Source organism: Nocardia sp. NBC_01329, assembly GCF_035956715.1.
In the GTDB taxonomy this organism is placed as follows: domain Bacteria; phylum Actinomycetota; class Actinomycetes; order Mycobacteriales; family Mycobacteriaceae; genus Nocardia.
The window spans coordinates 4,149,068-4,162,216 of sequence record NZ_CP108381.1; the positions used below are offsets into that span (position 1 = coordinate 4,149,068).

Annotated in this window: 13 protein-coding genes and 1 tRNA gene; 10 read left to right on the forward strand and 4 right to left on the reverse strand. The window is 67.3% G+C overall.

What is annotated here, in order from left to right:
• The first annotated feature begins 50 nt into the window (after nucleotides 1–50).
• Complete coding sequence (locus tag OG405_RS18950; protein ID WP_327147806.1) at nucleotides 51–1,142, forward strand: LacI family DNA-binding transcriptional regulator; 1,092 nt, start codon at nucleotides 51–53, stop codon at nucleotides 1,140–1,142.
• Between the two features lie 141 nt (nucleotides 1,143–1,283).
• On the opposite strand, the gene OG405_RS18955 is transcribed toward OG405_RS18950, so the two are convergent.
• Nucleotides 1,284–1,357 (reverse strand) — tRNA-Ile (locus tag OG405_RS18955).
• A 145-nt stretch (nucleotides 1,358–1,502) separates the two neighbouring features.
• Between OG405_RS18955 and OG405_RS18960 the strand changes: the two genes are divergently transcribed.
• Nucleotides 1,503–1,952 (forward strand): nitroreductase family deazaflavin-dependent oxidoreductase, encoded by a 450-nt coding sequence (locus OG405_RS18960; protein ID WP_327147807.1) that lies wholly within the window; start codon nucleotides 1,503–1,505, stop codon nucleotides 1,950–1,952.
• 682 nt (nucleotides 1,953–2,634) lie between these two features.
• Here the strand turns inward: OG405_RS18960 and OG405_RS18965 are convergent.
• Entirely contained in the window at nucleotides 2,635–2,937 is a 303-nt protein-coding gene (locus OG405_RS18965) for a hypothetical protein (protein ID WP_327147808.1), read from the reverse strand.
• A 47-nt stretch (nucleotides 2,938–2,984) separates the two neighbouring features.
• Here OG405_RS18965 and OG405_RS18970 point away from each other — a divergent pair, with 47 nt between their 5' ends.
• Both OG405_RS18970 and OG405_RS18975 read left to right on the forward strand, forming a co-directional pair.
• On the forward strand, nucleotides 2,985–3,503 hold the full coding sequence (locus OG405_RS18970) for a hypothetical protein (protein WP_327147809.1): 519 nt from the start codon (nucleotides 2,985–2,987) through the stop codon (nucleotides 3,501–3,503).
• A 124-nt stretch (nucleotides 3,504–3,627) separates the two neighbouring features.
• A complete protein-coding gene (locus OG405_RS18975) occupies nucleotides 3,628–4,302 on the forward strand; it encodes a VTT domain-containing protein (RefSeq protein ID WP_327152405.1) in 675 nt (224 codons plus the stop codon).
• Nucleotides 4,303–4,326: 24 nt separating this feature from the next.
• Here OG405_RS18975 and OG405_RS18980 read toward each other — a convergent pair whose 3' ends face one another.
• On the reverse strand, nucleotides 4,327–5,862 hold the full coding sequence (locus tag OG405_RS18980; RefSeq protein ID WP_327147810.1) for an aldehyde dehydrogenase family protein: 1,536 nt from the start codon (nucleotides 5,860–5,862) through the stop codon (nucleotides 4,327–4,329).
• A gap of 219 nt (nucleotides 5,863–6,081) precedes the next feature.
• Between OG405_RS18980 and OG405_RS18985 the strand changes: the two genes are divergently transcribed.
• The 6 genes from OG405_RS18985 to OG405_RS19010 all read left to right on the forward strand — a co-directional run bounded on the left by OG405_RS18985 (nucleotide 6,082) and on the right by OG405_RS19010 (nucleotide 11,310).
• Nucleotides 6,082–6,540, forward strand: coding sequence for a DNA-binding protein (locus OG405_RS18985; RefSeq protein ID WP_327147811.1), 459 nt, complete (start codon nucleotides 6,082–6,084; stop codon nucleotides 6,538–6,540).
• Complete coding sequence (locus OG405_RS18990) at nucleotides 6,540–7,067, forward strand: Zn-ribbon domain-containing OB-fold protein (RefSeq protein WP_327147812.1); 528 nt, start codon at nucleotides 6,540–6,542, stop codon at nucleotides 7,065–7,067. The genes OG405_RS18985 and OG405_RS18990 overlap by 1 nt, the downstream gene beginning before the upstream one ends.
• A complete protein-coding gene (locus tag OG405_RS18995) occupies nucleotides 7,060–8,130 on the forward strand; it encodes a lipid-transfer protein (protein ID WP_327147813.1) in 1,071 nt (356 codons plus the stop codon). The genes OG405_RS18990 and OG405_RS18995 overlap by 8 nt, the downstream gene beginning before the upstream one ends.
• Entirely contained in the window at nucleotides 8,127–9,281 is a 1,155-nt protein-coding gene (locus OG405_RS19000) for a thiolase domain-containing protein (protein ID WP_327147814.1), read from the forward strand. Before OG405_RS18995 ends, OG405_RS19000 begins: the two co-directional genes overlap by 4 nt.
• Before the next feature lie 114 nt (nucleotides 9,282–9,395).
• Nucleotides 9,396–10,595 (forward strand): thiolase C-terminal domain-containing protein, encoded by a 1,200-nt coding sequence (locus OG405_RS19005; RefSeq protein ID WP_327147815.1) that lies wholly within the window; start codon nucleotides 9,396–9,398, stop codon nucleotides 10,593–10,595.
• A 10-nt stretch (nucleotides 10,596–10,605) separates the two neighbouring features.
• On the forward strand, nucleotides 10,606–11,310 hold the full coding sequence (locus OG405_RS19010) for a TetR/AcrR family transcriptional regulator (RefSeq protein ID WP_327147816.1): 705 nt from the start codon (nucleotides 10,606–10,608) through the stop codon (nucleotides 11,308–11,310).
• 50 nt (nucleotides 11,311–11,360) lie between these two features.
• Here OG405_RS19010 and argS read toward each other — a convergent pair whose 3' ends face one another.
• Nucleotides 11,361–13,130 (reverse strand): arginine--tRNA ligase, encoded by a 1,770-nt coding sequence (gene argS, locus OG405_RS19015; RefSeq protein ID WP_327147817.1) that lies wholly within the window; start codon nucleotides 13,128–13,130, stop codon nucleotides 11,361–11,363.
• Nucleotides 13,131–13,149 lie beyond the last annotated feature (19 nt).

The following is a 13,149-nucleotide window of genomic DNA, read 5'->3' on the forward strand; positions in this document are numbered from 1 at the left end:
GTCAATGGTGCGATGAGATCTCTGGCGTACGAGGGCAGGAGGACCAGGTAGTGGCCAAGCGCAACGCACCGACGCTGCGGGCTGTCGCTGCCGCTGCGGGAGTTGATGTTTCGACCGTGTCGCGGATCATCAACAGCCCAGTGGAAGAGCGCGAGAAATGGGCGGGCGCCGAGACCGTCCAACGCATTCTCGCCTGCGCCGCCGAACTCGGTTATCGGCGCAACCCCCATGCGGCGAGCTTGCGCACGGCGCGCACCCTCCAAGTCGGCGTGGTAGTGCCCCGGCTCCAGGACTTCGTCCTCGCGACCATCTTCGAGGGCATCGACGACGCCGCCTCCGCACACGGTTACGCCGCATTCGTCACGAACTCCCTCGACGACCCCGCACAGCGACAATCGCGCGTACACCAGCTACTCGACCGCAGAGTGGACGGAATCATCCTGGCCGATGCGCGTATCGAAGATCCGGTCCTGCACCAGCTGACCTCCGACGGGGTGCCGTTCGTCCTGACCTCACGAGCATCGGGCCCGTACCCCGGCGCCTTCGCCGACGATGAACACGGCGGCTATCTCGTCGCCGGTCACCTCGCCCGCCTCGGCTTCCATGACGTCGCCGTGATCGCCGGACCGGAGTTCACATCGACAGCGAACCTCCGCGTCGACGGGTTTCGCACCGGCTTGCACGAACACGGCCTCACGCTTCCCGAACATCGTCTCGTTCGAACCGGATTCGACGCCGCGGCCGGACGGGCCGGTGTAGAGAGGATCCTCGAACGCGGGACCGTGCCGTCCGCAATTTTCGCCACCAACGATTTCGCCGCCATCGGCGCGATAGGCGGACTGCGGGATCGCGGTCTCCGAGTTCCCGAAGATGTGGCGATAGTCGGTTACAACGACACTCCACTCGCCGAGAATCTGCCGGTGCCACTCACCACCGTTCGGTCACCGATGGTGGAAATGGGCCGCACAGCGTTCCGGCTCCTGGAGCAGGCCCTGGCCGGCAACACACCGACTTCCGTCGCCCTCGAGCCGAGCCTCATCGTTCGCGAGTCGACCGGTGTAGCCGGCGACCGGCGCGGCCCTCTCCACTCCCCGGCCGGCACGGGACGTGTATCGGAACAGCAGGTGGGCCGACAGTACTGAGACCGGCGGCCCGCCCACCGCGCCACTTCGGCCGGGGGTCAGCACCCGGAGGTAGCCGCGACGCTGGACCGGACGCTGGTCCACAAACGACGATCAAACGATGGAAGCCCGTCTCCGAGAGTTCGGAAATGGGATTTGATGTGGGGCGGGTGGGGCTCGAACCCACGACCAATGGATTATGAGTCCACGGCTCTAACCGACTGAGCTACCGCCCCTCGCAGCGACCAGGGGCCGCAAGTTTCGGATGGTACCCGGTCGGCGTGGCGGGGGCCAGTCGTCCGGCCGGGGGCGGCGCTTGTGGGCCATCGGGGTGCGTGGGGCTGGTTAGGGTGGAATCGTCGTCGGAGCGGAGGAGGGCGTGTGGCCGGGTTGTTCGTGCGGGCGTTGCGGGCGCATCAGTGGTTGTACGAGAAGAGCGGCGGGCTGGTGGGGCATCGGCTGCTGTTCGGGAATCCGACCCTGCTGCTGCGGACCGCGGGGCGTAAGACCGGTGCGGCGCGGACGTCGGCGCTGACCTACGCCAGGGACGGGGAGGATTATCTGGTCACCGCTTCGAACGGCGGGTCACCGCGGCCGCCGGGATGGCTGGCGAACCTGAAGGCACGGCCGGATTGCGAGATCCAAGTCGGGCGGCGCGCGTTACCGGTTCGGGCCCGAACCACTCTGCCCGACGATCCGGAGTACGCGCGCCGCTGGGGGTTGGTGGACGCTGTGAATCAGGGACGGTACAGCGAGTACCAGAAGAAGACGAAGCGTCCGATTGCTGTGGTGGTGCTGTCGCCGAAGAAGAGCGCGGGTCAGTCGGAGTAACTCTCCGAACCGGCTCGCACCCGATCTCTACGCGACACGAGGTCCTCCGGAGGCCGGCTGGCGAGATGGACTACGGAGGCAACAAGAATCAGGATTGCGAGTACTACCAATGCGGTAACCACGGCACGCACAGTAACGATTCGGGGCATGGTGTTGCACCCGAGAACGGTCTATGGTGTGTCGCGCCGATCCAGGTAACCGGAGACCGTTTCGCCGCATATGACGGATTTACATGCAGACCGATGCACCACCGGACAATTTCGGATTCGTGCCCAAACGCCTTGACAGGGTGTGAAATTGCACAATTCCACCGATATCGAATCGGTATGGGCTCACTATGCCGCAGGCCTCCCCACCTGTGGGGCGAGGCGAACCCGGGTCCTATCGGAATGCCGGAAATTTGTTCGTTCTCACAATCGGTTTCGCACGTGGCCGACGAAACATAATCCGTAACTACGGGTTACAGTCGACGTGATCGAAGCCGCAGTCCGCAGTCCGGCCGAGCCAGGACCGTCGCCACAGCGGATCCGTCGCGACTCGGCCATTACGACCACGAACCGCCGCGTAACCCGCTTCCACCACCGCCACTACCGGCCCCTGCCGGTCGGCCCCGTATCGCCGTGATCCCAAGGGGCCGAACCGCTGTCACACGACGGTATCGGCAGACCCGTCGTCCGGGTGATCAGCTGCCGCCTCCGCCACCACCACCGCAACCGCCTCCGCCACCACCGCAACCGCTACCACCGCCGCAACTGCTACCCGATGAGCCGCTGTCGCCGGAACTTCCACCACCCGAGCCCCCGTCGGCGAACCAGACCCCGCTGGACGCGGAGTATCCGCCCTGCCGTCGCCTCCGGTTGCCGCGACCGGTCCGATCCGGGCCACCACCGGACCTCGTCAGGAACAACGCGACCGCAATGCCCACGACGACCGCGATACAGCCGAGTCCGAATACCGAAACGATGAGCAGCGCCCCCGAGTCCATATCTCGACGGTACCGTGGGGTACTCCTGGGCGCGGGATAATGGTGCCGTGTTCGCATTTGCTCCGTCCCGGCGCCGCCGCGGTATCGATCCCGCCACTGTTGAGCGCGCGGTCGGCGAACTCGAACTCTCCGAGGCCGTCTACAAGACCTGCCCGTGGGAACCGCGTGAACTCGTGGATACGGGGCTGCGGCAATGGTTGCGGTGCTGCGGGGCGGCCATGGCGAACGGTCAGGTGATCGGGATGCCGTCGCACGCGATCGATGAGGCGTGGCACGGCCTCATCCTGTGTACCCGGCGCTACGCGGACTTCTGCGAGCTGGCCTACGGGCAGTTCCTGCACCACTATCCGGACGGCGACGACCCCACACCGGCCGCCGGGCAGGATGATATGGCGAGCCGACTGGGCCGGACGGTGGTGGCGTGGTCACTGGTGGCTCGACCGGGCGAGGAGTGCGTGCTGTGGGATCTGGATTCCCGGCTGGGGCTGGACGGGCCCTGGGGAATCCCGGGGCAGCGGGTGGCAGCGATCGAGGCAGCCGTGCGGCGGGATGCCGTCGACCGCTGAACGGCAACCCGCTCGCTATATTCACTAATCGGGCAATCCGGATGAACCCGACGGATTCTGCTGCGGTATCTTCGGCTGGGTGAGTTACTCAGCCGTCGCAGCGGCCACCACCGAACTTGCCCTGATGCCGGGTTTTCTGGACCCGGTGAATCTGCTCAACTCCTTCGGCACCTGGGTGCTGCTGGGTCTGCTCGTCGTGGTGTTCATCGAATCGGGCCTGCTCTTCCCGCTGCTACCCGGTGATTCGCTGCTGTTCACGGCGGGACTCATCGCGGCCTCGAAATCGGCGGAGATCGAACCCTTCGCGCCGATCGGGGTGCTCCTGATACTGATCCCGCTGGCCGCCATCGCGGGCGATCAGGTGGGCTATCTGATCGGCACCAAGGGCGGTACCGCCCTGTTCAAGAGCGATGACGCGAAGATCCTCAAGAAGTCCTATATCGACGAATCACACGCGTTCTTCGAGAAGCACGGGCCGATCACCATCGTGCTCGCCCGGTTCGTACCGATCGTGCGGACCTACGCGCCGCTGGTGGCGGGCGCGGCCAAGATGAAGTACTCGGTGTTCCTCACCTACAACGTGGTCGGCGGTGTGCTGTGGGGCGCGGGAGTCACGATGCTGGGCTACCTACTCGGCCAGATCGCGATCGTGCGCGACAATGTCGACCTGATCTTCGTGCTCATCGTGGTCGTCTCGGTGCTGCCGATCGCGTGGGAGGTCGTCAAACGCTACCGGTCCGGCCGCGGGAAATCCCCCGTCGCGGACGACGACCGACCGGCCGACCATCCGGCCGCCTGACATCGCAGGCGGCCGGGATACCGGTCAGCGCATCAGCCGGCGCAGGATCTTGCTGCCGAAAAGCGTGCCGATGGTCTTCTCCAGCGTGGCGGCGGTGGCCTCGCTGTAGGGGTACCAGATGTTCTCCTTCTTCAGGCCCCACCGGTCGAGCAGCACCGGCTGCGGATGGGCGAACCCGCGCAGCGCGTCGCGGCCGTTGACCAGGCCCAGGCCGCTGTCCTTGCGGCCACCGAAGGGCGCTTCGGCGACGCCGTAGATCACCGACGCGTCGTTCTGGACCACCGATCCGGTCTCGAGCTGTTTGGCCAGGCGCAGAACCTTGGTCTTGTCCTTGGTGAACACGCTGCCGCTGAGTCCGTACTGGCAGTCGTTGGCCATTTTCACGGCCTCTTCCTCGTCCCGGACGCGCATGATCGCGACGATCGGGCCGAAGGTCTCCTGCTGCATGATGTCCATATCGTGGGTGACGTCCACGACGACCGTCGGTTTGAAGAACACGCCCTCGGCGGTATCGGATTCCCCGCCCAGCAGGATGGTGGCGCCCTTCGCCGCGGCGTCCTCGACATGCTTCTCGACGATCTCGAGCTGCCGGTCCCAGAACAGCGGGCCGACATCCTTGCCGACGGCGCCGTAGGTGACCTCGGCGGCGCGTTTGCGCACCTCTTCGATGAAGCGGTCGGCGATGCTGTCCACCACATAGATCCGCTCGACCCCGACGCAGACCTGACCGGTGTTGAACATCGACAGGTACACCGCGCCGAGCGAGGCGCGATCCAGGTCGGCGTCGGCACAGACGATCATCGCGTCCTTACCGCCGAGCTCGAGGGTGACCGGAATCAGCCGACTCGCGCAGGCGGCGGCGATCTTCTTGCCGGTGCCGACGCTGCCGGTGAACGAGATCTTGTCGATATCGCCGTCGACCAGGGCCGCACCGGTCTCGCCGTCACCGTGCACGACCTGCAGGACATCTTCGGGAACACCGGCCTCGTGCAGGACCTTGACCGCCCATTCACCCGAATGCGGGGTGACCTCGGACGGTTTGAGGACCACCGAGTTGCCGGCCAGCAGGGCCTGGGCGATCGGGTTCAGCGAGAGGATGAACGGGCCGTTCCAGGGCGTGATCACGCCGACCACGCCGAGCGGCCGATAGTTGATGACGAGTTTCTTCAGCGGCAGCATGTAACCGTGCAGGCGCCGCTTCTCGTCGGCCAGATCCTTGGGCGCGCGACCGCTCCAGTAGTTCAGGAAGTCGCAGGCGGGCACCATTTCCACAGCCAGCGCCTCGACCCGCGGTTTACCGGTCTCCTGCATCACCGTTTCGACGATCTCGTCGCGGCGGGCCAGCAGTACCGAGACCGCGTTGCGGATGATCGCGGCGCGTTCGGCGATCGGCCGGGCGGCCCAACCGGGCTGCGCGGCGCGCGCCGTGGCCAGCACCGCGGCCACATCGTCGGCCGTGCTCACCTCGATCTCGCCGACGCGCTCACGGGTAGCGGGGCTGCGCAGCTCGAGCCGCCGGCGGCCCTCGGCGGTCGGCTCCAGCTGTTCAACGATGGCCATGGTGATCTCTCCTCACCGGAGGAATTGGAACAGGTTCTACTTTAAACCGGAGCTTACGTCATGCCCACGGGCAACGCACCGGGGATCGCCCGAACGCTCCGGACTTCCCACAATGGATCTATCAAACGATTCAATCAAGTGATTGACACAGGCTTTCGTACGGGACACGATCGAAACGCGGTCCAGTGCCGGACCGCGCACCCGATCGGCAGGAGACCGATGACAGCCGAGCCCCCGGACGCGAGCCTCACCGCGCCCTACAGCATCGAATTCCCGTACAACCGAACCGTCGGCGAGAAGATCGGCACATTCCTCGGTGGCCTGCGCGACGGCGAGCTGTACGGGGTGCGCACCGCGTCCGGCGCGGTGCTCTGCCCCGCGCTGGAGTTCGACCCGGCCACCGCTGCTCCCACCGGCGAACTGGTCCGGCTCACGCCGTCGGGCACCGTCACCCACTGGACCTGGGTCCCCACCCGGCCGGGCGACGATATCGAGGCCGACCACTTCGCCTGGGCACTGATCGCCATCGACGGCACCGAGGGCGCGCTGTTCCATGCCGTCGATACCGGCGGCGACCCGTCCCGCCTCACCGCGGGCCTGCGGGTGGCACCCCGCTGGCGTGCGGACCGGGTGGGCAGTATCCGCGATATCGTCTGTTTCGAACCGGTGGAGGCCTGATGAGCACCCCGCCCACTCCCAGCACCCCGCCCACTCCCAGCACCCCGCCCACTCCCAGCGCGCTGCCCAGCCCGGTCGAATCGTTCACCAGTCCGCACAAGGTGGATTACACCTTCGTCGCCGGAACCGGCCGCTCGGCGTTCCTGCGCGGCTTGCAGGAGCGGCGACTGCTGGCCCGGCGCTGCCCGACCTGCGAACGCGTCTACCTGCCCGCGCCGGAGTTCTGCTCCCGCTGCCTCGCCGAACTCTCCGAACCGTTCGAACTCGCCGGCACCGGCGTGGTGAAAACGTTCTGCGTGGTGAACTTCCCGTTCCCCGGCCAGATGATCGACCCGCCGTACCTGGTGGCATACATCCAGGTGGACGGCGCGGACACCACGCTCATGCACCTGGTCCGGGACGTCGAACCGGCCGATGTGCATATCGGTCTGCGGGTGGAACCGGTGTGGTGCGCCGAGGAGGACCTGGACACATCCATGAACAGCATCCGCTACTACCGGCCCGTCGCAGGAGGTTCCGATGCGTGATATCGCGGTGGTGGCGTTCGCCCAGTCGCCGGGGACATCCGCCGACAGGCGCGACGATATGGCCGAGATCCTGCTGCCGGTGATGCGGGAGGCGCTCGGGTCGGCCGGTATCGATCGCACGGAGGTCGACTTCTGGGCGTCGGGCAGCCACGATTTCCACGAGGGCCGAACCTTCGCCTATATCGAATCGCTCGACGCGGTGGGCGCGTGGCCGCCGATCTCGGAATCCCATGTCGAGATGGACGCGGCCTGGGCCGCCTACGAAGCGTGGTCGTGGCTGCAACTCGGCGAGGGCGAGATCGCGGTCGTCTACGGCGTCGGGCGCGGATCGCTGGCCACCGACCTCGACCAGGTGACCACCACCCAGCTCGACCCCTACTTCCTGGCTCCGCTGCGCCCGCATCAGGACGCGCTCGCCGCGCTACAGGCGCAGGCGCTCGTCGCCGCCGGAATGCTGGACGAGAAGCAGATGGCGGAGGTGGTGGTCCGAGCCCGGGCCGCCGGGATGGGCGAGCCGGGCGCGCAGGTGTCGGGAGAGGTCACGGTGGACGAGTTGCTGGCCGCGCCGTATCTGGCGTCGCCGCTGCGCGAACACGATCGCGGACCGATCGGCGACGCCGCCGCGGTCCTCGTACTGGCCGCCGGTGATACCGCGCGACGACTGGCCGGACGCCCGGCCTGGGTGCGCGGCGCCGATCATCGGATGGACACCCACTATCCGGGAACCCGCGACCTGACCCGGGTCGATACGGTGACGCTGGCGGCGGCGAAAGCGGCCGATCAGGCGGGTTTCGCGGCGCGCGAAGTCCAGATCGCGGAACTACACACCGAGTACAGCTATCAAGAACCGCTGTTGACGAACGCGCTCGAATTATCCGGCGCCACCGTCAATCCCGGCGGCGGACCGCTGGTCGCCCGGCCCACCACCGCCACCGGCCTGATCCGGATCGGCGCGGCGGCCCAGCACATCCTGTCCGGTCGCGCGGACCGCACCCTGGCACACGCCACCAGCGGGCCCGCGCTCCAGCAGAACATGATCTGCCTATTGGAGGGAGACCGGTGAAACTCGCGGTCGTCGGAATCGGACAGAGCAAACAGGCCAAGAAACGTAAGGTCACCATCGGCGCGATGGTGCGCGAAGCCGTTGACGAGGCCATGGCCGACGCCGAACTGGAATTCGGCGATATCGACGCGATCGTGCTGTCGAAAACCCCCGACCTGTTCGACGGCGTGATGAACCCCGAGCTGTATCTGGCCGACGCGATGGGTGCGCGCGGGCTGCCGGTGACCCGGGTGTTCACCGGCGGCAGTGTGGGTGGGCACGCCGCGATCTACGGCGCGCATCTGGTGCAGGCCGGGCTGGCGCGGCGGGTGCTGGTGGTCGCGTACTCGAAGGAGTCCGAGGGCGACTTCACCTGGGCGCTCTCGCGCGGGCTGCCGTTCAGCGCGCAACTCGGCGCGGGCGCGGGCGCGCATTTCGCCCCGGTGATCCGGGAGTACATTCGCCGTTCCGAAGCACCCGAGCACATCGGCTGGCAGATCGCGGTGAACCATCGGCTCAATGCCACCCGCAACCCGTACGCGCATCTCCAATTACCCGATATCACCGTGGAGCAGGTGCGCGAATCCCGCATGCTGTGGGACCCGATCCGCTTCCTGGAGTCGTGCCCGTCCTCCGACGGTTCGTGCGCGGTGGTGATCACCGGCGCGGACGATGCACACCACACCGGCCGTCCGCCGGCCTGGATCCACGGGATGTCCTGGCGTACCGAGACCGGGCATTTCGCCGGACGCGACGAGGTGAACCCCGAGGCCGGGCGGCAGTGCGCCGCCGAGGCCTACCGGCAGGCCGGGATCACCGATCCGGCAGCCGAGATCGATACCGCCGAGCTGTACATCCCCTACAGCTGGTTCGAGCCGATCTGGCTGGAGAACGTCGGCCTGGCCGAAGTAGGCGCAGGCTGGAAAGTGGTGGATTCCGGCCGCACCGCGTTCGGCGGGGAGCTGCCGATCAACCCCTCCGGCGGCGTGCTCTCCGGGAATCCCACGGGCGCGACAGGTCTGCTGCGGTTCGCCGAGGCGGCCATGCAGGTGCGCGGCACCGCGGGCGAGCATCAGGTACCGGACGCGCGCCGGGCCATCGGGCACGCCATGGGCGGGGCCGCGCAGTTCCACGCGCTATGGGTCGTCGGCTCCGAACCACCGCAATCCTGATGCGATACCTCCGCCGAACGCACGCAACAGATTTCGAGGAGAGACTATGATGCGATACCTCCGCCAACGCTGCGGCCTCCGCAGACCGCATGAATCAGCTTCCAAGGAGAGATCATGAGGGAGGGGGTGTACGTCGCCGGTGTCGGGATGACGAAATTCGAGAAGATCCAGTCCCGGGATTGGACCTATCCGGAGATGGTCGCCGAAGCGACCGGCCAAGCTCTGGCCGACGCCGGAGTGACCTACGACCAGGTCCAGCGCGCGGCGGTCGGCTACGTCTTCCAGCCCTCCACGGCTGGTCAGCGGGCGCTCTACGATATCGGGCTCACCGGTATCCCTGTGGTGAATGTGAACAACAACTGCGCCACCGGATCCACCGCATTGGTCCTCGCCCGCGAATGGGTACAGGCCGGGCTGGCCGATATCGTGCTCGCGGTCGGCTTCGAGCAGATGACCAAACAGGCGATGGCCGGTGACGGCAGCACCCCGAAGGTCACCACGATCGACCGGCACATCGACGCGTTGAAGGCCGCGGCCGGATTCGGACAGTCCCCGCTGACCGCACAGTTCTTCGCGGCGGCGGCCGCCGAACATATGAAGCTGTACGGAACCACCCGCGAACAGCTGGCGCGAGTCGCGGTGAAGAACCACGAACACTCCACCCGTAACCCGAAAGCCCAGTTCCAGGACGCCTATACGCTCGACCAGGTACTCGGCGACAAGATGGTCTCCGATCCGCTGACCCGCTCGCAGTGCTCCCCCATGTCCGACGGCGCGGGCGCGGCGGTACTGGTGAGTGAACGGTACGTCCGCGAGCACGGACTCGACCGCGCGGTGCCGATCCTGGCCCAGGAACTGGTCACCGATACCGGCGCCTCGTTCGAATCCGGGTCGATGATCGATGTGGTGGGCGCGCCGATGGCCCGGATGGCGGGTCGGCAGGTCCTCGACGCCGCGGGCGTCGGGATCGGCGATATCGACGTGCTGGAACTGCACGATTGCTTCTCGATCAACGAGTTGCTCACCTACGAGGCGCTCGGTATGTGCGAGGCGGGCGGAGCCGGTGAACTGGTGGAGTCGGGTGCCACCACCTACGGCGGACGCTGGGTGGTCAACCCGTCGGGCGGGCTCATCTCCAAGGGCCATCCGCTCGGCGCCACCGGGCTCGCCCAATGCACCGAACTCGTCACCCAGGTACGCGGGGGCGCCGGCGAACGTCAGGTGCCCGGCGCGCGCTTGGGACTCGCCCATAATCTGGGCCTCGGCGGAGCCTGTGTAGTGACCCTGTACGGGGCGCCGGGCACGGTCTCCTAGAGTTTCGATCATGACGCGAAGCCGGGTGAAGGCGAGGGACGGGGCATCGCCGCCTGCCGTCCCGGCCGCGTCCGGGACGGACCCGGCCGACGATCCGGATTCGGTGCTGCCGACCGATCAGCGACTCATCCTGGCCGCGGAGCGGCTCTTCGCCGAACGCGGGATAGACGCGGTATCCCTGCGTTCGGTGATGGCGGAGGCCGGCGCGAACGTCGCGTCGGTCCACTATCATTTCGGCTCCAAGGACGCGCTGGTCGAGGCCCTGATCAGCAGGCGCAGCGAACAATTGCACACCCGCCGGGCCGAGCTGCTCGACGCGATCGAAGCCGCCGGTACGCCGGATGCCCGCGCCCTCGCCGACGCGTTCGTCCGGCCGGTCGGTGAACTCGCCGCGGCCGGTGGCACTCCGTGGATCCGCCTGGTCGCGGGCATCATGAGCGGTAATCATCCCGCCTTGGCCCGGCTGACCGAGGGTTTCGCCCCGCAGGCCCACCGCTTCAATGCCCTGCTCGAGCAGATCGCCCCGGATACCGCGCCCCGCACGCGGCGCTTCCGGCTCACCCAGGCGATGAACCTGACCTTCCAGACCCTGGGTGATCCGGACGGTCTGCGTGGCATGCTCGCGCTCAGCGGAACCCGACTCTCTCCCGGTGAACTGCTCACCGAACTGATCGACACGGTCACCGCGATCCTCGCCGGCCCCGCGGACCGCTGAGGATCGCGGCGGCGGCGCGTACCGGCCTTTCGAACGAGATATCGCCCGGGTCAGAGACGTTCCGGTGCGGCGATACCGAGGAGATCCAGTCCGTGCGCCAGAGTCCGGGCGGTGAGGTGGCACAGGGCGATCCGATTGCCGCGCACGGGTTCCGGGGCCGACAGCACCGGGCAAGCGTCGTAGAACGCGGTGAACGCCCGCGCCAGGTCGTAGAGGTAGCCGGCCAGACGGTGCGGTTCGAGGGTCGCGGCGACTTCGTCGAGAACGGTCGAATAACCATCGAGGGTCAGGGCCAGTTCCCGCTCCGCGGCGACGAGGGGCACGGCCGATTCGACCGGCGCGACGGTGGATTCACCCGCTCGCCGCAGGATCGATCGAATACGGGCGTGCGCGTACTGTAGATACACACCGGTATTGCCGTTGAACGCCGTCATCCGTACCGGATCGAAGGAGTAGTCCTTCACCCGTGAGGTCGACAGATCCGCGTACTTCACCGCACCGATCCCGGCCTGCTCGGCGATCGAGTCGAGTTCGGCCGCGGGCAGATCCGGGTTCTTCTCGGCGACCACCTGCCGGGCTCCCGCGACGGCGTCGTCGAGCAGATCCATCAGGCGAACGGTGCCACCGGCTCGCGTTTTGAACGGTTTTCCGTCCGGCCCGAGGATCGTGCCGTAGGACACATGGTCGACCTCGATCGGGCCGGTGAGCCAGCCCGCCCGCCCGGCCGCCTCGAAGACCAGCCGGAAGTGCAGTGACTGCCGGGAGTCGGTCACGTACAGCAGGCGATCGGCACGCAGCGCGGTGATCCGGTAGCGGATGGCGGCGAGATCGGTGCTGTCGTAGCCGTAGCCACCGTCGCTCTTGCGGACCATCAGTACCGCGGGTTCGCCGTCGGGACCGGTGACCTGTTCGGAGTGGACGACGACCGCGCCGGCACTGTCCACCGCGACACCTTTGTCCACGAGTTCGGCGACGGTATCGGCGAGCATCTCGTTGTAGAACGATTCCCCGACATAGTCGTCCGGGGTGAGCAGGACGCCGAGCCGGGCGTAGATGGCGCCGAACGCCTTTTCCGATTCCGCGACGATATCCCGCCAGCGCGCCACCGTATCCGTATCGCCGCGCTGTAGCGCTACCACCCGGGTGCGGGCCCGGTCCGCGAAGCCGGGGTCGGCGTCGAAACGAGCGCGGGCGGCCTTGTACAGGGCGTCGAGCGCCGAGACCGCGCTCGTCGCCGACTCGATATCCGCGGTATGCCAGCGCAGCTCGGGGTGCTCGTCCAGATATTGGATGAGCATGCCGAACTGGGTTCCCCAGTCACCGAGATGATTGACCCGGACGACGTCGGCGCCGCGGAATCCGAATACTCGCGCGAGGCTGTCGCCGATGATGGTGGTACGCAGATGGCCGACGTGCATCTCCTTGGCCACATTCGGCGCGGAATAGTCGATCACCACCCGCCGGCCCGTCTCCGGTGCTCCCACCCCGAGCCGATCATCGGCCAGCCGGGCCGCGACCTGCTCCCATATCGTATGGTCGGCCAGCTCGATGTTCAGGAAACCGGGCCCGCTGCGTTCGACCGCGGCGAGGGCCGAACCGTCGGCATGAGCGAGCTCCGCGGCGATGGCCGCGGCCAGCTCGGCCGGGGCCGTACGGGATTTCTTCGCCAGGGCGAGGGCGGCGTTGGACTGGAAATCGGCGCGTTCGGATCGGCGCACCACCGGATCGGCTCCGGCGAAATCCGGTCGGACTCGGACCATCGCCTCCGATACGGCAGTGCGGACATGTCCGAGCAGCGGCACAACACCGGTGGAGGGCACCCGAGGTCCTTTCATGGGA

Bases quoted from the DNA above. Each gene is read 5' to 3' on its own strand.
- OG405_RS18965 (WP_327147808.1), bottom strand. From the start codon at position 2,937: ATGGACTCGGGGGCGCTGCTCATCGTTTCGGTATTCGGACTCGGCTGT.
- OG405_RS18990 (WP_327147812.1), top strand. From the start codon at position 6,540: ATGAGCACCCCGCCCACTCCCAGCACCCCGCCCACTCCCAGCACCCCG.
- OG405_RS18995 (WP_327147813.1), top strand. From the start codon at position 7,060: ATGCGTGATATCGCGGTGGTGGCGTTCGCCCAGTCGCCGGGGACATCC.
- OG405_RS19005 (WP_327147815.1), top strand. From the start codon at position 9,396: ATGAGGGAGGGGGTGTACGTCGCCGGTGTCGGGATGACGAAATTCGAG.
- OG405_RS18975 (WP_327152405.1), top strand. From the start codon at position 3,628: ATGCCGGGTTTTCTGGACCCGGTGAATCTGCTCAACTCCTTCGGCACC.
- OG405_RS18985 (WP_327147811.1), top strand. From the start codon at position 6,082: ATGACAGCCGAGCCCCCGGACGCGAGCCTCACCGCGCCCTACAGCATC.
- OG405_RS18980 (WP_327147810.1), bottom strand. From the start codon at position 5,862: ATGGCCATCGTTGAACAGCTGGAGCCGACCGCCGAGGGCCGCCGGCGG.
- OG405_RS19010 (WP_327147816.1), top strand. From the start codon at position 10,606: ATGACGCGAAGCCGGGTGAAGGCGAGGGACGGGGCATCGCCGCCTGCC.